The organism is Marinomonas transparens (assembly GCF_016463975.1).
GTDB lineage: Bacteria > Pseudomonadota > Gammaproteobacteria > Pseudomonadales > Marinomonadaceae > Marinomonas > Marinomonas transparens.
Map to the genome: position 1 here is coordinate 1 of NZ_JAEMNX010000031.1, position 20,559 is coordinate 20,559.

Here is a 20,559-nt window from a genome sequence, read left to right on the forward strand (position 1 = left end):
AGCGGATAATAAAAAGCCAATCACTTGATATGACTGGCTTTAAAAGGTGGGTGGCACGTTAAATCTAATATTTCTTTGGCTTTTTTGGTAATACCAAATAGGCCATAAGTAAAGAAGACACTGCACCTAAAGCAAAAGCCAGATAGGGACCAGTAGACTGCACATCAACATGACTTCCAAAAACAATAAGTGACCATAAACACGCAACACAACCACCAACTAATGTTATAAAAAAGTAGCTACGCCAACTTTTAAATAAATGAAGCATGGTATAAATAATAGAGGCAGCAAGAGCTGGGATGCAAAACATTACAAAACCACCCACCCCAGTAATAAGTGGGATCAACAATATCATTCTAGTTAACTCAAATACATTATTAACATCCTCACTTACCATACCCTCAGCAAGCATCACACTACCACTAAGAAGCCCTGCAAGCCCCGGACAAAGAGTAAAGCCTATTATGACTCGCCGATATGGATAGTCATTTATCATGGCTTACATCCCTGTTCTTCTGAATATCCCATTAGCTTACAGCCGTAATCCATACGCGATTCATAATCAAGAATATTAACTCCCCCAGATTGACCTTGCTCTTCAGAAGTTCCAAATATAGTAAATATATTCCCAACACTAACTAGGTTGTCAGTATTCGTTATTTCGGTTGAAAGCCAAGTAAAAGCGTTTCGATCATTTAAATATTTTTCATGTATTGGCTGCAAGGCCCTCTGCTCACCACCTAACTGATGAATATCCCAAGCAACTGGATCATTGACTTCTCGGTTGTATAGGCTTGTGAAGTTATCAATAGCGTTGTATAGACACCCACTTTAAAATACGTCCAAGTACACCAGTATTGCAACAGGGACAATCTACTTTTAGGCAATAAAATAAATTCAAAAACCACTTTTTGGATGGCTTCATCTAGCAAAACAGAAAAACGAGAAGGAAATGTACTTTTAGCCTAATTGAAGGCGAAGAAAAGCGACTAGATTATCGCTAGTTTGATAGGAAAATATATTGGAAAAGTATATTAGGCGAGTAGCTTAATACCTTGCTGGCGTGGCTTTCGCTGTCGATGGTTTGACTCGCAGTAATACGCTATGGAATGCTCAGTCCCTACTACATTGCCTGTTCTTGCCCCGAATTCCGTGGCTATGCAAAGCCAGTTTTCTGAAGAGATATTGAGTCGTTGAAGTATCGGCAAGAGTGAAGCGTCTATCAAACCTCGTTTGTCTTCTCGGATGATTCGGCCTGTCATATCAACAAGTTCAAGGTAATCTGATAGATGAAAAGGCAGGCCATCAGGCATGTTCTCTCTGGGGTTACCAACAAAAGGATAAAGCGGTTTCGGTTGTTTTTGATGCCTCGCGGCAACAATTCGTTTTTTCACACTGGTGAACTCTGAGGTTTCAGGTGTTCGGCTTATTTTTACTCTCAATGGATTGAGGTCAACATAGGCCATACAAGCGGCCAGCGCCGCTTCATCAAGCAGGGCTTGAGACTTAAATCGTCCTTCCCAAAATCGACCAGTGCATTTATCTTCAAAGTTGGCTTGGCGAGCAATAGGTTCATTTAACTCTTTCATGAACCAGCTAATGTCCATAAGGCGATTTCTAAAGGTCTCAGCGGACGATTCCACTAACGTTAGAGCGTATTCAGGTAGGGACTCACCTCGTACATATTGCTGAGTAAACAAGGTGCCTTTATGGATCTTATGCCACCTTTGAATAACCTCCAACGTAGACCATTTTGCTATTTTCTCTGAATTAATGTGTAACACTACATGAAGGTGGTTACTCATTACCGCATAAGCACAAATGTCGATAGCGAAGACGCTTGCGAGGAATAACAGCCTATTCTCAACCCAACCTCGGCGGTGCTCAAAGCTTTCTCCAGAAATTAGGTCTTCACCACACAAAAACGCCCTACGAACACAGCGAGAAATACAGTGATAGTAAGGCGTATCTTGTAAACTAATTTGCTGACTTCTGGCTCTTGGCATGACAGACCTCTCTTCCATGAGAAACAAATAATACTGGTTAAATATACAGCATTCTTTTTGATCGTCAAGATTTTATAGTTTTCGATTTTTCATAAAAATAGCCAATCACTTGATATAACTGGCTTTGAGAGGTGGGTGGCACGTTAAATCTAAAAATAGCCAATCACTTGATATAACTGGCTTTGAGAGGTGGGTGGCACGTTAAATCGGGCAATTGAATCGGTGGGGAAGTGTTCTCCAGTTTTTTATCTAAGCTTTCTTGTGCTGCCTTGTCTCGTAGCCGAAATTCCGTTGCGTTGTCAGGAACGGCAGAAGGAGTTACGGGGTCAGCTGCTTTGACAGGTAGAGCAATACCATACGAAAAAACGTTTATAAACAAACACTTAACTCTCTTAGAAAGAGACAATACAACACTCTCCATGGAAAAATGATACAACTGAGTAAACTATGACGGACACTCTACACTCACCCACAAAAACTACATATTTATATATTACCTTTACTAAAACTAAAGCGTCAGTCTCAAACATCTCAAAAAGATCAAAAAAACACCAATTGAAATAGCTTGTATGATGTTTTCCATTGGTGAAACTTGTTATCGCTATCAGGCTAAAAAACAGGGATGGCAATGAGGATAGCAGAGTTACTGGTAGGTCTTACAGAAGACCAATCAGATTGGGGGATTAGGTTGTGCTTTTTCTATCAGAGAAATGTGAAGGAACCCACTCGACCAAACCAAGTATGGTCAATCGATTTTTAAATAGAGTTAAAAAAGAGAGGATTACCAATCTTTTCAATTTATTTTCCACATAAAAACGGCCCTCTTTTATATAAAAGAGAGCCGTTTCATTAGAACATTAACGCTGGAGGATTATTCCCACTCAATAGTGGCGGTGATGTAAAGCATTGATTTGTATAGCATTTAAAATCACTTTCTAACAAGTTTCTAACTATTCCCTTCGTTTTTTCGTACGAAGTGAACTATTGAAACTCAATAGTATCAATGCGTTAGTGAAAAGGCGATTGAAAGGTTTCTAAACTAATTTAGCTTCAACAAAGGTACCAATTCTTTCGCCACTAATTCAGCCCCCTTCACTGACATATGGTCATCATCAAAAAACAACGCGACCCCCTCTTTCACAACATAACAATCGCGTAAATCACAAAATACATCTGATGGGTCATAAACCTTAACTGCTTGAGGCAATTCTTTCAAAAGATCATTTTTAGCAGAGTACATATTAAACCAATCCTCTTTTGTTCGACCTTTCACGCTAGACTTAACACCAAACACTCCTTGTCTGATGTAGCTATTGATGTGCTTCGATGGCATCGGTGCTTGAAGAACAAGAACAACATCTTTATTGGCCTCAACAAGCTTTTTGAGCATTTCAACAAGTGATTTTCTGCGTGAAACGTTTTTGAGATACCCCTCATTACGGTAGGACACAATCACAGAAGATATCGAATCGTCCGACACCAATTCCTTTACAACTTTACTTTGCCAAGCAGCACATATCTGATGCTTGTTTTTATCTTTTGTTGAACCAAAGTTATGGACGCAACCGCTCATCGTGTGATGCCGTACGCCGTAACCAACATCTTTTAGAACTTGAGCTAAACCAAAAGCTAGTTCAACACTATGGCTATTGCCAAATACAGCAACTAATTTTTCAGTATGAAAATACTCACAAACAGATCTTTCAGAGAAGTCGTTTTTAAGTGGAAAATGGCAGTCTTTTCTTTTTGGACTTGCTTTAGCAGTGTCCGCCACCACTTGCTTCGGTGTTAAGGGCAATATTCTCCCCTCAGTTTTATGCACAGCGAAAGCGAAAAGACCAATTAACGCTAGACTTGCGGACAAGGCAACAGTTTTAAGCCCCCAATTTCCAACTCTTCTTATAGGCACTTCCAATAGTCGGTAGGTAAGCCAAGCCAAAAATATAGAAAGTAGAACAGCTATTATGCGAGCGTCTCTATGTGGCACTTTTCCTTCAACGATCTGAATAAAGGATAGAATCGGCCAATGCCATAGATAAAGCGGATAACTAATCAATCCAAACCAAACAGCAAGTGGATTCATTAGAAATATACGGTTCAACCAAGCCATAGAGCCACTAGCGATAATTAACACCGCACCTAAAACTGGAATTAGAGCCCATTTTGAAGGGAATGAAAGACTTTCATTAATGCGGATTACACCATAAGCCAATAACAGTAATCCGCAGAAAGACATCAGATTAGATGTAGTGGAGCCATCAGCCTCAACTTCTTTAGAGTGAATAATTCTAACTAAGAACTTATCAACCCATAGCTTAAATTTACTTAGTAAATCTGACTTATACAAAAACAACCAAGCAAGAACACTTCCACTTAAAAGCTCCCAAAATCGTCCTACTGGCCAAAAAAAAGTTTCTGTTGGATGTGACTTAACAAAACGTAGATTCAAATAAAATGAAACCGCAGCCACTAAGATTGTGATCGTAAGTAAATTAAACTTACGTTTCCAAGCAAGCCAAAGCACCAATGGCCAAACGATATAGAACTGCTCTTCAACAGCCAAGCTCCACAAGTGAAGCATTGGCTTGGTTTCTGCAGCATTATCAAAATAACCACTTTCATCTACCAATATGAAATTGGTAATAAAGGCCGCACCACTCGCAACGTGCTTACCAAGTTGAGCAAATTCATCTGCTAATAAAGCAAACCAACCAAAAGCTAATGAGCAAGCCATTACAAGGATAAGGGCTGGAAAAATTCGTCTGATGCGACGACCAAAAAAGTCAGTAAAACTGAATTGCCCTTTATCTAATTTTTCAAAAATATGACTAGTAATCAAAAAACCACTGATTACGAAAAAGACATCAACACCTATAAAGCCACCTTTTAACCAACTTGGAAAAGCGTGAAAGGCAACAACGGATAAGACAGCAAATGCTCTTAAACCATCAATTTCAGATCGATAGGATGACGTGTAAGGAGAAGATTGGTTCACTTGGTTCACTTGGTTCACTTGGTTCACTTGGTTCACTTGGTTCACTTGGTTCACTTGGTTCACTTGGTTCACTTGGTTCACAAAGCGAACAAAAGTCTAAGTTTATAGAGATCTAACTCGGAAAGACACCGTTGACTACAGATTTTATGGCGTCAACAGCCACTTTTTTCTTCCTACTAACAGCAACTGAAACCACCCTTCGCTTGTAGGCGATATCCCATTCTTCTTCAGTGTTGCGTTGCTCAACCTCTATACCTACTTGCTTTGCCAACGCATAGTTATTCACTTTTTCGCCATTAGCCTCTGCTTGTTCAATCAAGTCATATAATGCGAATGCTGTTTGAAGACTATCGATAGCGATTGACTTTGATAGGCTGTAGCGAGCATTGGAACGATTTGGATTACGTGTCTGCCTACCCTTTTCAAACTCAATGTGTTTTTTGAAGAGGCGATTGAGTGTCTTATCAATGTGTGTTCGTTTCATACCTTTTGAAACACGTATCAACAACTCATCTTCATCTGCTATCAAACGTTCCGCTGTAGCAACATCCTCAACCAACTCCACCTTCATTTCTGTCAGTGGTTCAGCAAACAGATAAGCACCTTTCGTTTCACCATTGGCAAGTTTCGCATTCCACCATTTAGCAAACGCTACATACCTATCACCTTCATATCGCACATCACCAAAGTCTTCATACACCTTCAACAACTTCTTTTTCGTTTTGAAACGATTTGCTGATGGGTTTTCGCATAACGCCACATAGTCGCAATTCAGCGTTAGTGCTAACCACCAATAAAAGTAGGGAGATTGTTCAATCTTCCACTTTGTAGGATTCGCATAACTGCCAAATGTTGGATATTGAGATATGAAGTAGCGACGCATTGTTATCAACCTAATGTGTTTTGATAAGTGATAACAAAAATATACCAAAGTGTTATCAATAAACAAACAAGTTAATTCTTGTTGGAATGATAACAGACGGTTTTGAGAGATACTGATTACATCGTTGATAACAGCGATAAACACTTTAATTTTAAATAGGAGATGCAGAAATGCAAACTAAAAACTTTAATTTTGAAAACGACACAATGTTAGCGAAACACGCTTACGCAATGGCAGAAAAGTTTATACGCAGTTGTGAAAGTGCTAACACAAATAACAGCAACAACAAACTGAACAGCATAAAAGGAGACAGCAGTTTGTATGACAAATACAACGCTGACTTTGACTACTTTATTGTTGGTAAAGTTTGCAGTTTAAGCGAAAACAGACAAGCACACTTTACGCAGTTTGTTGAAACAGAAAGCACAGATGAAGCAGATAGAAACGAGCGTGCATATAAATGGCTGATGGTTAATGCAGTATATGAACTTTATACAAACTTTATACTAGATGCTTTTTACTACAGTTACGTTGATGCAGACGATGATGCTGACGTATGGAAAGGTTATGGCTTTTGGTGCAACAGCATACGAAGCGAAGTAAATGGAAAGCGAGTATTTAACGTATTTAAGCAAACAAAAGTATTGCAAGTAGCATAAAGGAGCAAATGCAATGCTTGCATTATATTAATGCAAGCATTGCAGATTAAAAGGTAGCGTATTTAATACACTTCTCACTATGCCTAGCATTCATTCCGTCAAATACTAAAGGCAATCAGAAAGAAACGTGCGATTTTGACTCGTTTTGCCACATTTCAATCAAACCAATCGTTTCTTTTTCTACGCTACTTGTTTCAAAACGATTAAAACGGCGACTGAGGCTTTATTGGTTGTAGTTCAGACTGCTTCTGTAAGTAGTCGTTGCGTATGTCACTTATATCCTTACTAGTAAATGATTGACTTCCAACAGCACTATTTGGAGTTGCTTGTTGCGTCGTATTGGAGACTGAGGGCTGTGGTGGCTTTACTGATGGGAAAGGTTTGGCTTTAGTAATACCTTTGCTTTTCTTCGCTGTCTTTTTCTTCGCTGTCTTTTTCTTTGCCTTGTCTGTTGGCTGAAGGCTTTTTCTTACCCTCAAATCAATCCTATCACTCATATCTTTAACGGCGTTAGCCATCGCCTTCATATCGTCTAATGTTTGTTCTAAAGGTGCTGTAAATGATTGCTGTTTGACGATATCAATCAACTTACGCATTTCATCTTTGTAGTCCATTCCCTATTCCTAAAAGTATGGTGGTGTAAAATCACCACCCTAAAAATATTCTGTATTTCAAAAAAACTGCACAGCAGATTTTTTTGTCATCAGAACCCTTTTCACTACTGTTCAGCCATCCGTGTCATCCACACGTGCTTACTCTGTTGATACATCGCACTATCCAAACGTGCTGACAGCACATCAAAATCAGAAGCCAACTTACGGCTGTTGCTATCAGCCTTTTGCTTCAACGCTTCGCTGTAATGCTTCAACTTACTGCTACATACAGCAATAACACTAACTGATGGTGGCTTTTGGTTATGCTTCAAACAGCGAAAATAACTATCTCCTCTATTCAGCCAATCCCTACAAAACTCTCTCTTCGTATCCACCACACCAATCTTGTTCAGTAGCGTATAGGTTTCTTCAAATACCATTTCTGCCGTCATTTCTGTCTCCGTAGATAAATAAACGTGTAGGCAGAAACGCTTTGCCTACAACGTATTTAGTTGAGGAAGAGTTGAGATGACTTACAACAGAAGAGAAACAATAAAGGCGACAGCAGAATGGCAAAGTAAGCAAAACTACACACACTTCGCTACCGCTACATTTCAATACGCCAACAACTTTACTGAAGAACACGTTATGAAAACGCTTCGTTATTTCTTCAATGCGATTGACAGAAGGATATATACCCACAAAGGCATAAACAAAGGCAAAAGATTTGAAAGGATGGTGTATTTGGAGAGAGGCAGAGGAAGAGACAATCTACACACCCACTTTTTCTTCAAAGGCACTGATGACACAGAAGCAAAACTGATTTCTCAAATAGCAACTGAACTATGGCAAAACAAAATACACAAATCACACAGCATCAAAATCTTACCCAATACACAGAAAGACAACAGAAATGGCTACGGAATGAAAGAACACTACTTTGCTGACGATGACAACTTCGTAGCAGAGTTATCTGTTATCAATACACTTCAATAAGTGGCTATGCTCGAACTTTGAGGTGCTTTCATTTAACTACGTGCTTATTTTGATAGGCACGTGTTCTTCGTGTGCGTAAAACATAAGAAAATACAGAAAACATTACGTTTTGACGTAAGTCATTGAAAATCAAGTGATTGATTTATATGATATTTTCGGTAGGAAAAATAAAAGTAAGAAAGCACACTTGTACGTACGAAAACATTACATTTGATGGGATTTGTACGATGAAACAAGCAAAAGTACTGACAGACAAAGAACTCAACAAAGTATTAGACGTCATTTCACTCTACGCACACGCAGAACGAAACAGAGCAATGGGGCTACTGACGCACTTGTGTGGGTTGAGGGTATGCGAGTTAGCCAATCTGCGTGTTAGCGACGTAGTAAATGAAAATGGCGAAATAAGAGATTTGCTTTATTTGGATGCTACGCAGACAAAAGGAAGCGAAGTTAGACGTGTGTTTGTGGGCAAACGAGCAAAGTCAGCACTTAAACGCTACCTACAAAGCAATACAAGCGTCATACAGCGTATTTTTCTATTTAACACGCAAAAGAGTAAGCGATTCAACACAAACGCACTTACGCAACTGATAAAGCGTTTGTACGAACGAAGCGGCATTAGAGGAGCAAGTAGCCACAGCGGCAGACGTTCATTCATTACAAACTTAGCGAACAAAGGCGTCAATGTGCGTGTAATAGCAGAGTTAGCCTCACACAAATCCATTCAGACAACACAAAGATACATCGAAGCGTCAGAAACGACATTGGCAAATGCGGTAGATTTGTTGTGAAACGCTTCAGCACACACAAGTTGAAGAAAGAATTCAAAAGAGCAGAACGGCACAAAGAGTGGCTGAAAAAGAATCCGCCAAACTCAACGCAACAGCGGAAAAATCAAAAGGAAATACTCAAACTGCTAACAGAAATACGAGTACGTTAGTCTTCTGCTATCTCTTTGCCTAATGCGTAAATCTTTCCATCCCTACGCACAAAGCGAGCCGTAGCCACTGCCCTCATCTTTTCTTCGTTCAAATGATAGTAGGTGCTTTCAATCTGCTTCACACTCGTTCCACAATAAAACGCCACATCACTCAAACTCACACCACTCAATACTTGGTTGGTAATGGCTAAATGGCGAAGGCTGTATGGCACTAACAACTCTCTCTTATCCAAAGCAATGTCAGTTAGTAGCATTATTTGACGCCAATGACGGTGTAGGCGATAACGTTCATACTCTTCTTCGCCATCCAAACTAAAAATCAAACCATCTGTGCTTTCGCCATACTCTTTCTGTATCGCCTTCCAACGCTGTAAGTAGTCGCCACCTCTACACCAAAACGTGCGTTCTTTGCGTACTTTAGTGGTGCCTTTGCGAATATTCACACGCACCAACAACAACTCATCACCGTTGTCTTTTTCTTTGTGGATGCTGACATCACTCCAACGTAGTTGCCTTTGCTCACCACTCCGCAAACCACTATTCGCCGCAAACAAGCACCAATGCCTAACAAGTTCGCGTTCAAACGCCTCTTTGTCAGTCAGTCTATTTTTCACTTTGGCTACATATGAACGCATTGACGTATAAAACGACTTCCACTCGTCGTGTGTAAAAGTCATACGCTGTACTTCTTCGCCACTCTTTGTCGAACTGCCTTCAATCTTCAAACTTGGTAAGCGGAAACGTGGGAAAGAAGTGATTTGTTCGATATCGCAAAGATGACGCTGACACGCATTGATTGATGCCATTTCATTGCGAACGGTTTGTTTTGAAGCACCTTGTTCAGTTCGAAAAAGCACGTAGTTTGTTTCTTTGCCTTTCCACTCAAACTTCACAAGTGTGTTGATACCCAAGTTTGCGGCTTTTTCTTTTTCGCCAACGTACTCAATAAAGTGATTGAGATGAGCACGTATCGTATTCCAACGTCCCTCTACAATCTCTTTAGTGCGTACATCAATCTTTCTGTGTTCCAAATAGATAGCAACGGCTTCAGCAATCGATACAGAAAATAACTTTCTGCCATCCTTCAACTCATTCTGTAAATCAAAGTACATCTCTTCTGCTTTATCGATAGCCTCTGCTCTACGTTTGGTACGCAAAGACTTTTCGTAATAACGCTTTTCGTTGCTTACCCACATACGAAACTGCCACACATCAAACTTGTTCTGTTTGATAGTCGCTTTGCCGCCGTATATGTCTATCCGTTCAGTGCTCAAAATCTACGCTTTGTAATAGTTGATGTAGTTTCTAACTTTCTTTCTAACACTAAACAAAAAAGCCAACAGAATCAACCATTGGCTTTCGAACTTTTTAACAACTTACTAACTAAAAATAATAATAAAATCAATAAGTTAAGTTATTTGAACTACTCCCACTCAATCGTCGCCGGTGGTTTAGAAGAAACATCGTAAGCCACACGAGAGATGTGCTCGATTTCGTTGATGATACGGCCAGACACTGTTTCTAGCAGTTCATACGGAAGATGAGCCCAACGAGCCGTCATGAAGTCGATGGTTTCAACCGCACGAAGTGCGACAACGTATTCATAACGACGACCATCCCCCACCACACCGACTGATTTAACGGGTAAAAAAACGACAAATGCTTGACTGGTTTTTTCATACCAACCAGAACGACGTAACTCTTCGATAAAAATGGCATCCGCACGACGAAGAATATCAGCGTACTCTTTTTTCACTTCACCCAAGATACGCACACCTAGACCCGGCCCAGGGAAAGGGTGACGGTAAACCATATCGTGAGGTAAACCTAGAGCGACACCCAATTTACGCACTTCGTCTTTAAACAATTCACGAAGCGGCTCTACCAATTGCATTTTCATGTCTTCCGGCAGACCACCAACATTATGATGAGACTTAATTACGTGAGCTTTACCTGTTTTTGAAGCCGCAGACTCAATCACATCTGGGTATATCGTACCTTGTGCAAGGAACTCAATCTCATTAAGTTTTGATGATTCTTCATCAAAAATCTCAATAAAGGTATTACCGATAATTTTACGTTTTTTCTCTGGGTCACTTTCACCAGCTAATTTACCAAGGAATAAATCTTCGGCATCAACACGGATTACTTTCACACCCATGTTGTCAGCGAACATTTTCATCACTTGATCACCTTCATTTAAGCGAAGCAAGCCATTATCCACAAACACACAAGTCAGCTGATCACCAATCGCCTTATGAAGCAAGGCTGCTACGACAGAGGAATCCACACCACCAGACAAAGCCAACAAGACTTGTTTATCACCTACTTGGGCACGCATTCTTTCGATTGCATCTTCTGCAATGTTTGCAGGCGTCCACAAAGTATCACAACCACAAATATCAACAATAAAACGATTCAGAATTAAGCCACCTTGTTTAGTGTGAGTAACTTCTGGGTGAAACTGAACGCCATAAAACTTTTTCGTTTCATTCGCCATCGCTGCAATCGGGCAACTTTCAGTCGATGCCATCAATACGAAATCTTCAGGCATAGCTGACACTTTATCACCATGACTCATCCACACATCAAGAGAAGCCACACCGTTGTTTGCAACATGATCTTCAATGCCTTCAAACAAAGCTGGGCCTTCATGCTTACGAATTTGTGCGTAACCAAACTCACGAAGATCAGAACCTTGAACGTTACCGCCCAGTTGCTCGGCCATCGTCTGCATGCCGTAACAGATACCAAAAACAGGCACACCCAAATTAAAGACAGCCTCTGGCGCACGAGGAGAACCTGGCTCTGGCACAGACTCAGGACCACCCGCTAAAATAATACCTTTAGGTGCGAAGTCGATAACCTCTTGATCTTCCATATCAAAAGCACGAATTTCACAGAAAACACCAATTTCACGAATACGACGTGCGATCAATTGAGTGTACTGAGAGCCAAAATCAAGAATGAGAATTTTATGAGCGTGGATATCTTGCGACATTGTAAGCCAGTCCTTTCACCCTTACTCAGTAAGAGCGTATCTTTTGTATTGAAAATAATAAGAGCAAAAAATAAAGATGGGGCGATAACATCGCCCCATCTCAGTGTCCATTTATACGCGATTAACCCGCGTGATAATTTGGCGCTTCTTTGGTGATTGTCACATCATGAACATGACTTTCACGCATACCAGCACCCGTGATTTGTGAGAATTGCGTTTTAGTACGCATGGTCTCAATATCAGCAGAACCAGTGTACCCCATTGAAGAACGAACACCGCCCATCAATTGATGAACCACCGCAGCCATTGGCCCTTTGGAAGGCACACGACCTTCAATACCTTCTGGCACCAACTTCTCAACACTGCTTGAGTCTTGGAAGTAGCGATCACTAGAGCCTTGAGACTGAGACATCGCACCTAACGAGCCCATGCCACGGTACGATTTAAATGAACGACCTTGGAACAAAACCACTTCGCCCGGCGCTTCATCAGTACCCGCCAGTAAGCCACCCACCATGATGACACTAGCACCAGCGGCAATCGCTTTACTAATATCACCCGAGAAACGCACACCGCCATCAGCAATAACAGGAATACCACGGGGATTCATCGCTTCTGCTACGTTAGCAACCGCACTGATTTGAGGAACACCAACGCCCGCAACAATACGAGTGGTACAAATAGAACCCGGACCGATACCCACTTTAACGCCATCAGCACCTGCATCCGCCAAAGCAATGGCCGCTTCCGCCGTTGCAATATTACCACCGATTACCTGAATATGAGGGAAGTTTTCTTTTACCCAACGAACGCGATCAATAACGCCTTTAGAATGGCCATGCGCGGTATCAACAACAATTACATCGACACCTGCATCAGACAAAGCCTTAACGCGATCTTCTGTATCCGCGCCAGTTCCAACAGCCGCACCAACACGTAAGCGACCTTCTTCATCCTTACAAGCGTTTGGGTATGTGGTCGCTTTCGTAAAGTCAGTTACCGTGACCATTCCGCTCAATTCAAACTGCTCGTTGACAATAAGCACTTTTTCAATGCGATTTTCATGGAGTAGTTTACGAATAGAACCTGAAGAGGAACCTTCAAGGGCTGTAATCAAGCGCTCTTTTGGCGTCATGATGTCAGACACTTTTTTATCGAAATCTTTTACGAAGCGAACATCACGGCTGGTAACGATACCAACAAGATCTGTACCTTGAACAACAGGCACACTGGAAATGCTATTTGCCGCCGTTAATGCCATCAGCTCATTAATGCTAGCGTCTGGACTAATAGTAACAAGATCGCGAACAATACCGCTCTCATATTTTTTAACACGACGAACTTCTGTCGCTTGTTCTTCGACAGTCAGGTTTTTATGAACAATACCTAAACCACCTTCTTGAGCCAAAGCAATCGCCATACGATATTCAGTTACCGTATCCATTGCTGAAGAAATAAGTGGAATATTTAGCTCAATGTCTTTAGTGATGTTGGTTTTGAGGCTAACATCCTTCGGGAGAACTTCGGAATAGCCGGGGATAAGCAATACGTCGTCAAACGTCAAAGCTTCTTGCACGATTCGTAACATAATGGGGAGTTTCCAATGCCAACAAGGGTGTTAAGATGGCAAGTAATTCTACTCTAATAGTTGCACTCGGTAAATCAAAACCACGAGAGATTAATGAAAAACTTTACAACTTCTACTGCACAAGAAACCGCCTTCACCGTTTCTCAACTTAATCGACAAATCCAACAACTTTTAGAAGCCAGTTTACCGTGGATTTTAGTGGAGGGAGAGATATCTAATCTGGCCAAACCGGGTTCTGGCCACTGGTACTTCTCTCTTAAAGACGATAAAGCTCAAATCCGCTGCACCATGTTTAAAAACCGCAACCTAGCAGTACGCTTCCAGCCACAAAATGGAGACAAGGTCCGTTTACGTGCACGGGTCACTTTCTATGGGCCTCGCGGAGATTGTCAGCTCGGTGTAGAAAGCATGGAATCCGCAGGCGAAGGTGCACTACAACAAGCCTATGAACGATTAAAAACCAGCCTACAGCTTGAAGGACTGTTCGATTCCAAACATAAAAAACCGCTGCCAACCAAACCAGAACGTGTCGCTATTATCACCTCCCCTGTTGGCGCCGCGGTTCGAGACATGGTCATCACCTTTCGTCGCCGTTTTCCGTTAACTGAGCTGACTATTTTACCGTCTTTAGTTCAAGGGCAAGACGCTGCAAAAAATATCCTAAGACAATTAGAACGTGCTGATAGCAGCGGACACTTCGACGCTATTATTCTTGGTCGAGGTGGCGGCTCATTAGAAGATTTATGGAGTTTCAACGACGAAACCCTGTCACGAGCCGTATTTCATGCAAAAACTCCCATTGTCTCGGCCGTCGGTCACGAAACAGACTTCACCATTACCGACTTTGTCGCCGACATTCGCGCCGCGACTCCCACAGCCGCGGCCGAGCTACTTAGCCCAGATAAAGCACAGCTTAGTCGACAAATTGAGCAGCAAGAAAAACAACTCACACGACGCATGGATAGACTATTAGAACAGTTCCAACAACAGCTCGACTTCATGACCAAGCGCATTCGCCACCCTAAGGAGCGAATCAAGCAACAACAAAACCAGCTAAACCAATTAATACGACGTTTACAACAAAGTATGCAACGCAAAGTATCTGATCGACAAATACAGACAACAAACCTTGCCCACAGATTAGAAAAAAACAGCCCTGCTCGCCGAATATCTCAAGACAGGCAAAAGCTGAGCGACATGGATACTCGACTAGCTCGTGCACTAAGTAACACTCTAACAAGTAAGCAAACCACCTTTGCTCGTATCATCGAAAAGCTCAATTTAGTCAGCCCTCTAAACACCTTATCCCGTGGTTACTCTATTGCGACGAAAGATAAACAAGTCATTCGATCTATTCATGACGTTGAAAAAGGGGATGCTATTTCAGTCAGAGTTCAAGATGGGGAAATACGCTGCGCCGTGACAACAAAGAAAACGGTCACCCATTAATAAAAAGCCTAGCTATGCATTCATCGAAGATACATTCAAACAAAACGACTTTTCGAGCCACCATAAAAGGTGGCTCTCTTATGATCGACTAAATTGCAAAAAATACCTTTAGATGATCAATAAAGGCCTCAACTTGTGGAGGTAATACCCGACCTTTCATCGAAATCAAATCAATGCCCGCGGTGATAGATTGAGCCTGAGGAAGTACCTCAACGACAGTACCTTTCTTTAACTCTTCTTCAAATAATGCTTCTGGTACATTGGCAATCCCAAGGTGCGACATCACCAGCTGTTTAATCAACCTATCATCATTGGCGGACATTGAGGCGGTTTTTATTTCCAAGTATTTGACCATCGTCTTGTCGTTTTTATTAAGCCAAGTTTTCATCGACGGACAATCTGGATGGTAATCAATAATATTGCTGTCGATAACGTCTCTAAAGCTATTGAAGGGTCCATGCGCTTTCATAAATTCCGTGCTTGCCAGCGTAATAAACCGTTCTTTTTTTATTGGGGTGATATGTAATAATTGGGCTTCTGATGAGAAAACAACCACGCCCAAATCAGCCTCACTGTGAATAATATTTTTTACAGTTGCAGCATCATCTTGTAACGCCAGCTCTACATTAACTTGTGGGTAACGCTTCTTAAAACTGACAATCATTGGCACTAGAATCAAGTTCGCCAACTCCATCGTTGTGCCTATTTTGATTGGTCCAACTATCGTGGAATGATCATGTTTTACTTTGAAAATATCGTGCTCTAAAGCGGACAAATGCTTTTCTGTTGTTTTTAATAGCGACCTACCTTCTTGAGTTAAATATATCTTTCGATGCGCTCTTTTAAACAGCAGCACACCTAATTCATCTTCTAATTTCTTAATTTGGTAAGAAACGGCCTGCTGCGTTAAGTGCAGCTTTTCTGATGCTTTTGTCACACTTTCATGCTTTGCGACCTGAACAAAAGTCGCCAAATTATTTAAATTTCGCATTGTATACCTCATCGCGAAAACACGAGTAGAACCCTCAACTTAGCACAAAATATTTTTAATCAAAGATAAAAAATGATTGTTATTTATTTGTTATAAAAATTCACATAATTGTCACAACCCAATCATTAAAGGAAACAACCATGACACGATTATTTCCATTTACTAAGAATACCTTATTAGGTTGTGTTGCCTGCTTATCTCTCAACCAAGCTCACGCTTTAGATATTGAAATAGACCCATTAGCCTACGCGTTGAATGGACACTCTGTACACTTTGGCTTTGGAGGAAATCAGTACCGTTTTGATATCGGTACATTCGGACTAGAATCGCCTGAAGCCTTCCATGGCGACGAACGTTATGATCTAGAATTTAAGGGCTATGGTATTAAACTAGACTACCTATTTGGACGTTATGATGGTGTATTTATAGGCGTTGAAGCCAGTTCGTCAGAGGTAGAATACACATTAAAATCAACCAACCAAAAAGCCACCCGAACGCAAATCTCTCTAGGTCCCAGAATTGGCTATCGCATCATGTACAACAAAAACATCACTATCACACCATGGTTAGGAATCGATTTAAACCTCGACCATGACGACGTCGATCTCAACGGGGAAAAATTTGATAGCCAACCTGTCTCGTTATTTCCAACCGTACACCTTGGTTGGAAGTTTTAAATTTACACAACAAACATGGAGATCATTTAAATGAAAGAAGCAGCAGGTAATATCAGATGGGTACTAAGAATTGAAGGAGTAGCAATTTTAACATTATCCTCTATCGCTTTTGCACACTGCGAGGCTAGCTGGACGTTATTTGCCATACTTTTCTTAGTGCCAGATTTTTCCTTAATAGGCTATTTACTGGGAAGTAAAACAGGGGCGATTGCATACAACATCACTCACTCATTAATCGGCCCACTCATTTGTATTGGCGCAGGCCTTCTTTCTGAAAACAGTCTGACTATTGCCATAGGACTAATCTGGTCTGCTCACATAGGTTTTGATCGCGGCCTAGGATATGGGCTCAAATATCAATCTGGCTTTCGTTACACACACTTGGGAATGATTGGAAAATAAACCGCTTACAATCCATACCTTTCTATCTTTTTAATCAAACCTTGCCGTGAAATACCAAGCTGTTTTGCGGCTTGGGTTCGATTGTCTTTATTCGCTTCTAACGCATGGTGAATCAATCGGATCTCAAGCGCTCGCACCTGCTCGTCCAATGTATCGCTATTACTAGGCTCATGCTGAAAAACTAAACTAGAGCGATCGACACTTGGATACAGAAGTTGAATATCATCCATGGTAATCACTCCCTCAGGACAAATGGAAGCAACACTGTCGAGGGCATTTTTTAATTCACGGACATTTCCCTTCCATGGTTGATCTCGGAACCACTGAACAGCTTCTGGACTAAGCTGTAAGCGCTTAGATTGTTGATGTTGTAAGCGAGATAAGAACGTTTGCAATAAAATAGGGACATCTTCGATACGCTCGGCAAGTAATTGCGTTTCAATATTAACGCCTTTAATTCGGTAATATAAATCCTCTCGAAAACTGCCCTCTTGTACTTTTTCTAATAGGTCAGCGTTGGTGGCGGAAATTACTCTAATATCTATGTACTTCTGCTCTCTTCCGCCAACTGGAAAAAAGGTTCCTTCCTGTAAAACTCGCAATAATTTCACCTGCATCGCTAAGGGCATTTCACCAATTTCATCTAAAAATAAAGTGCCGCCGTTGGCTAAACTCAATAAGCCGACCTTGTCTTTTTCTGCTCCGGTAAATGCCCCTTTTACATAGCCGAATAACTCGCTTTCTAACAAATCCGCTGGAATGGCACCACAATGCACAGAAACAAACGACTTAGCAGATCGATGACTCAGGTCATGCAAGGTTCGTGAAATAACCTCTTTGCCTGTTCCAGATGGGCCGGTAACCAATACTCGAACATCCGTTGGCGCAATTCGTTCAACCAAAGCACGTATTTTCTGAGAACTCACCGAATGGCCAATATAGGCTGAAGCGCCTTCCGGCTGACTAACAGATTGCTTTAGTTGGTTCAGCTCTCGTTCTAGCGTCGTTTTCGTAATAGCGCGACGTACCACCACCGCTAGCATATCTGGATCAATCGGCTTGGCAATAAAATCCCACGCCCCAAGATCAATAGCCTTCAGAGCAAGATCCCGATCCGCATGGCCTGTAATGATGATGACTGGGCGACCATCAAAATCGGCCATTGCATCAAGCGTCACTTGAGGATCAAAATACGGCGGCATAGATAAATCCAACAGGACTAAATCCGCATCAAATGCTGTTAATGCCTGACGAGCCTCGTCTAAACTTCCTGCCGTTTTAACGTGATAATTCTGTTGCGCCAACCAACGGCTAGCCAATTCACGAAAAGCGGGCTCATCATCCACCAATAAAATTTTATTTTGTGTCATAGGGGTCTCGGTTCGAAATAGAAGTACTAGAAGAATGAAGCGGTAAAAACAGTTCAAAGGTTACCGGCCAACCTGAGTCAGAACGATGCTGGATTTTCCCGTTATGGGCATCGACAATACGACGTACAATTGCCAATCCCAAACCACTACCACCAGCCCGCTTCGTAACAAAAGGTTGAAACAAGGTCTCTCCTTGTAAGCTAGCATCAACTTCTGGGCCGTTATTATGCACTTGAATCACAACTGTCTTGTCATCCGTTCTCGCTGCAATAAGAAACTTGCCATTAGGTTGATTACGCAAAAATGCCACCGCGTTATCAATCAGATTAATAAACACTTGCTGCAGCCGTTGCGGGTCAGCTTCAAGCTCAATGGATTCATCAATATCTATTTCATAAGCCACACCATCCAATTGAGCTTGCGCCAAAATACCTAATACCAAAGCACGCAATGGTGTGGTACTTATTTGCAGCGTTAAGCCACCCGAGTAAACCAACATATCACTCACTAAGCGATCCGCTCGTTTGAGTTGAGTTTGAATATGTTGCCGCGTTTCTGGAGGCGTATCGTAAGCCGCCATGGCAATAATATTAAGTGGGTTACGAAGCTCATGAGCCATTGACGCAGACAGTCCGCCTAACTCAACCAAATGCTTTTCGTCTAATCGTTTTCGCTCCGTAGCAGCCAACGCCAATGACCGTTCCAGCAAACCGCAACTGGTGGAAAACAAGGAGCCAAATACCTCGGCTGTTAATCGCATTCCAGGGCTTGCATCTTCCCAGCCTAACAGCATAAAACGCCAACCGGAGTCTGACCGAGATACTTGTAAGGCCAAATCACGATCATCAAGAACACTGTCGCTTTGAAGAACATTTAGCTTAATCTCAATACTCCGTCTTATTTGAGATGACAGTAAATCTTCTCCGAGAGCCGTTAATTGTTCCCAATCTTGAGCTTCTTTTAATCGACTAGACCAAGTATCTAGCACGGTTTCATTCAAGACCGCTCCGGGGTAAATTAGTCGAGAAATTAGACGATTTAATGGCTGATAAATGAGCGCAGACATGAGTAACATTAACAAAGAGTACAACCATAATTGCCAGCTTGGCACATCGGCTAAGGCCTGCAAACCGATACGACCAGAGACCACACTAATGACAGCAATCAAGCAAAGAATTACTAACATCATCGCCAACCAAAGCAAGGCCCGATTAGCAAAAGCATTAACAGAGAGGATTTGATACCTCACCACGGCATAAACCAAAAGCAACAAATAGGTTGGCAATAACAACATAGGGTAAGGAAACCAACTAATGCCAAAAGACGGAAACACAAAGCTTGTCGCCAGTAAAAGTCCCCACGCCCCCACACCAAACATGGCAAGTATCGAACGCTTTTTATTGCCCGAGTGACGATACCAGCCAAATAACAAAACGCCATGAGCCAACATACCGATCAACACGGTATAGGCTAAATTCCACGATCCAGCATCCGTAAAAATAAAGAAGGAACGCGTATCCAATGTACTAATTGCATCGCCCGCTTCCATCCACCAGCTATGTAACACTACGGCAACACTGGCAACATAAAACCAAGGTATCGCCAGATGCAGTCGGTCGAGTGTTCTCTCTTTTGCAGGGCCAGAATTCACAAAGACAATAGCAAAATGCAGAAAAAAGGTTGGCATTAACGGGTTTGCAAGAATGATGTTGATCCCAATTTTTTCATATCCTTGAAACAAGACCACATGACCAAAACACCAGATCGCCATCATGATGGCAAAACCCGCCAACGCTTGTAAATCGCCCTGATTCCTAGCTCGCCACAACAGCCAAGCTGCGACAAGAACACCGCAAACACTGGATATCGACATAGCCATTTCGAACATCAATGAGACAGTCACACTGTAAACCTCGTTTACACATAAAAGTTGATAAACCGTAAAGCTACTTTACAACTTTCGCAAGAATATATTTTATCCTTTTAAAATCAAACAGATAAAGCCA

18 protein-coding genes and 1 pseudogene are annotated in these 20,559 nt (G+C 41.6%); 7 read left to right on the forward strand and 12 right to left on the reverse strand.

Going from position 1 to position 20,559, the window contains the following annotated elements; all coding sequences use genetic code 11:
- Positions 1-64: 64 nt before the first annotated feature.
- Together I8J31_RS18900 and I8J31_RS18905 are read right to left on the reverse strand one after the other, a co-directional pair.
- The gene (locus I8J31_RS18900) at positions 65-496 is read right to left on the reverse strand and encodes a hypothetical protein (RefSeq protein ID WP_199470142.1); all 432 of its coding nucleotides are present in this window, start codon (positions 494-496) and stop codon (positions 65-67) included.
- A gap of 538 nt (positions 497-1,034) precedes the next feature.
- On the reverse strand, positions 1,035-2,006 hold the full coding sequence (locus tag I8J31_RS18905) for a transposase (RefSeq protein WP_199470143.1): 972 nt from the start codon (positions 2,004-2,006) through the stop codon (positions 1,035-1,037).
- 554 nt (positions 2,007-2,560) lie between these two features.
- Here I8J31_RS18905 and I8J31_RS20940 point away from each other — a divergent pair.
- Positions 2,561-2,763 (forward strand): annotated as a pseudogene (locus I8J31_RS20940) (IS3 family transposase); the annotation flags it as partial.
- A 282-nt stretch (positions 2,764-3,045) separates the two neighbouring features.
- Here I8J31_RS20940 and I8J31_RS21155 read toward each other — a convergent pair.
- Positions 3,046-5,064, reverse strand: a complete 2,019-nt coding sequence (locus I8J31_RS21155) for an acyltransferase family protein (RefSeq protein WP_199470144.1) — start codon at positions 5,062-5,064, stop codon at positions 3,046-3,048.
- Positions 5,065-5,113: 49 nt separating this feature from the next.
- Positions 5,114-5,884: a hypothetical protein gene (locus tag I8J31_RS18915; protein WP_199470145.1), complete on the reverse strand. Its 771-nt coding sequence runs from the start codon at positions 5,882-5,884 to the stop codon at positions 5,114-5,116.
- Between the two features lie 170 nt (positions 5,885-6,054).
- Here I8J31_RS18915 and I8J31_RS18920 point away from each other — a divergent pair, with 170 nt between their 5' ends.
- Complete coding sequence (locus tag I8J31_RS18920; protein ID WP_199470146.1) at positions 6,055-6,543, forward strand: hypothetical protein; 489 nt, start codon at positions 6,055-6,057, stop codon at positions 6,541-6,543.
- 203 nt (positions 6,544-6,746) lie between these two features.
- On the opposite strand, the gene I8J31_RS18925 is transcribed toward I8J31_RS18920, so the two are convergent.
- Complete coding sequence (locus I8J31_RS18925) at positions 6,747-7,157, reverse strand: hypothetical protein (protein ID WP_199470147.1); 411 nt, start codon at positions 7,155-7,157, stop codon at positions 6,747-6,749.
- Positions 7,158-7,261: 104 nt separating this feature from the next.
- Entirely contained in the window at positions 7,262-7,588 is a 327-nt protein-coding gene (locus I8J31_RS18930; protein ID WP_199470148.1) for a DUF6626 family protein, read from the reverse strand.
- A gap of 76 nt (positions 7,589-7,664) precedes the next feature.
- Between I8J31_RS18930 and I8J31_RS18935 the strand changes: the two genes are divergently transcribed.
- Positions 7,665-8,132 (forward strand): hypothetical protein, encoded by a 468-nt coding sequence (locus I8J31_RS18935; protein ID WP_199470149.1) that lies wholly within the window; start codon positions 7,665-7,667, stop codon positions 8,130-8,132.
- Between the two features lie 227 nt (positions 8,133-8,359).
- Positions 8,360-8,926 (forward strand): tyrosine-type recombinase/integrase, encoded by a 567-nt coding sequence (locus tag I8J31_RS18940; protein WP_199470150.1) that lies wholly within the window; start codon positions 8,360-8,362, stop codon positions 8,924-8,926.
- A gap of 145 nt (positions 8,927-9,071) precedes the next feature.
- Here I8J31_RS18940 and I8J31_RS18945 read toward each other — a convergent pair whose 3' ends face one another.
- From I8J31_RS18945 to guaB, 3 genes are all read right to left on the reverse strand, one after another.
- Positions 9,072-10,349 (reverse strand): tyrosine-type recombinase/integrase, encoded by a 1,278-nt coding sequence (locus I8J31_RS18945; protein WP_199470151.1) that lies wholly within the window; start codon positions 10,347-10,349, stop codon positions 9,072-9,074.
- A gap of 149 nt (positions 10,350-10,498) precedes the next feature.
- Positions 10,499-12,076, reverse strand: coding sequence for a glutamine-hydrolyzing GMP synthase (gene guaA / locus I8J31_RS18950; protein ID WP_199470152.1), 1,578 nt, complete (start codon positions 12,074-12,076; stop codon positions 10,499-10,501).
- 121 nt (positions 12,077-12,197) lie between these two features.
- Positions 12,198-13,664, reverse strand: coding sequence for an IMP dehydrogenase (gene guaB, locus I8J31_RS18955; protein ID WP_199470153.1), 1,467 nt, complete (start codon positions 13,662-13,664; stop codon positions 12,198-12,200).
- A 93-nt stretch (positions 13,665-13,757) separates the two neighbouring features.
- On the opposite strand from guaB, the gene xseA reads away from it, so the two are divergent.
- On the forward strand, positions 13,758-15,113 hold the full coding sequence (xseA, locus tag I8J31_RS18960; protein ID WP_199470154.1) for an exodeoxyribonuclease VII large subunit: 1,356 nt from the start codon (positions 13,758-13,760) through the stop codon (positions 15,111-15,113).
- Positions 15,114-15,201: 88 nt separating this feature from the next.
- Here the strand turns inward: xseA and I8J31_RS18965 are convergent, their stop codons facing one another.
- Complete coding sequence (locus tag I8J31_RS18965) at positions 15,202-16,104, reverse strand: LysR family transcriptional regulator (RefSeq protein WP_199470155.1); 903 nt, start codon at positions 16,102-16,104, stop codon at positions 15,202-15,204.
- A 140-nt stretch (positions 16,105-16,244) separates the two neighbouring features.
- Here I8J31_RS18965 and I8J31_RS18970 point away from each other — a divergent pair, with 140 nt between their 5' ends.
- Together I8J31_RS18970 and I8J31_RS18975 are read left to right on the forward strand one after the other, a co-directional pair.
- The gene (locus I8J31_RS18970) at positions 16,245-16,781 is read left to right on the forward strand and encodes a hypothetical protein (RefSeq protein ID WP_199470156.1); all 537 of its coding nucleotides are present in this window, start codon (positions 16,245-16,247) and stop codon (positions 16,779-16,781) included.
- Between the two features lie 30 nt (positions 16,782-16,811).
- On the forward strand, positions 16,812-17,183 hold the full coding sequence (locus I8J31_RS18975; RefSeq protein ID WP_199470157.1) for a DUF4260 domain-containing protein: 372 nt from the start codon (positions 16,812-16,814) through the stop codon (positions 17,181-17,183).
- Positions 17,184-17,188: 5 nt separating this feature from the next.
- Here I8J31_RS18975 and I8J31_RS18980 read toward each other — a convergent pair whose 3' ends face one another.
- Both I8J31_RS18980 and I8J31_RS18985 read right to left on the reverse strand, forming a co-directional pair.
- The gene (locus I8J31_RS18980) at positions 17,189-18,553 is read right to left on the reverse strand and encodes a sigma-54-dependent transcriptional regulator (RefSeq protein ID WP_199470158.1); all 1,365 of its coding nucleotides are present in this window, start codon (positions 18,551-18,553) and stop codon (positions 17,189-17,191) included.
- Positions 18,540-20,456: an ATP-binding protein gene (locus I8J31_RS18985; RefSeq protein WP_325101229.1), complete on the reverse strand. Its 1,917-nt coding sequence runs from the start codon at positions 20,454-20,456 to the stop codon at positions 18,540-18,542. The genes I8J31_RS18980 and I8J31_RS18985 overlap by 14 nt, the downstream gene beginning before the upstream one ends.
- Between the last annotated feature and the right edge of the window lie 103 nt (positions 20,457-20,559).

Bases quoted from the DNA above. Each gene is read 5' to 3' on its own strand.
- I8J31_RS18900 (WP_199470142.1), bottom strand. From the start codon at position 496: ATGATAAATGACTATCCATATCGGCGAGTCATAATAGGCTTTACTCTT.
- I8J31_RS18905 (WP_199470143.1), bottom strand. From the start codon at position 2,006: ATGCCAAGAGCCAGAAGTCAGCAAATTAGTTTACAAGATACGCCTTAC.
- I8J31_RS18915 (WP_199470145.1), bottom strand. From the start codon at position 5,884: ATGCGTCGCTACTTCATATCTCAATATCCAACATTTGGCAGTTATGCG.
- I8J31_RS18920 (WP_199470146.1), top strand. From the start codon at position 6,055: ATGCAAACTAAAAACTTTAATTTTGAAAACGACACAATGTTAGCGAAA.
- I8J31_RS18925 (WP_199470147.1), bottom strand. From the start codon at position 7,157: ATGGACTACAAAGATGAAATGCGTAAGTTGATTGATATCGTCAAACAG.
- I8J31_RS18930 (WP_199470148.1), bottom strand. From the start codon at position 7,588: ATGACGGCAGAAATGGTATTTGAAGAAACCTATACGCTACTGAACAAG.
- I8J31_RS18935 (WP_199470149.1), top strand. From the start codon at position 7,665: ATGACTTACAACAGAAGAGAAACAATAAAGGCGACAGCAGAATGGCAA.
- I8J31_RS18940 (WP_199470150.1), top strand. From the start codon at position 8,360: ATGAAACAAGCAAAAGTACTGACAGACAAAGAACTCAACAAAGTATTA.
- guaA (WP_199470152.1), bottom strand. From the start codon at position 12,076: ATGTCGCAAGATATCCACGCTCATAAAATTCTCATTCTTGATTTTGGC.
- guaB (WP_199470153.1), bottom strand. From the start codon at position 13,664: ATGTTACGAATCGTGCAAGAAGCTTTGACGTTTGACGACGTATTGCTT.
- xseA (WP_199470154.1), top strand. From the start codon at position 13,758: ATGAAAAACTTTACAACTTCTACTGCACAAGAAACCGCCTTCACCGTT.
- I8J31_RS18965 (WP_199470155.1), bottom strand. From the start codon at position 16,104: ATGCGAAATTTAAATAATTTGGCGACTTTTGTTCAGGTCGCAAAGCAT.
- I8J31_RS18970 (WP_199470156.1), top strand. From the start codon at position 16,245: ATGACACGATTATTTCCATTTACTAAGAATACCTTATTAGGTTGTGTT.
- I8J31_RS18975 (WP_199470157.1), top strand. From the start codon at position 16,812: ATGAAAGAAGCAGCAGGTAATATCAGATGGGTACTAAGAATTGAAGGA.
- I8J31_RS18980 (WP_199470158.1), bottom strand. From the start codon at position 18,553: ATGACACAAAATAAAATTTTATTGGTGGATGATGAGCCCGCTTTTCGT.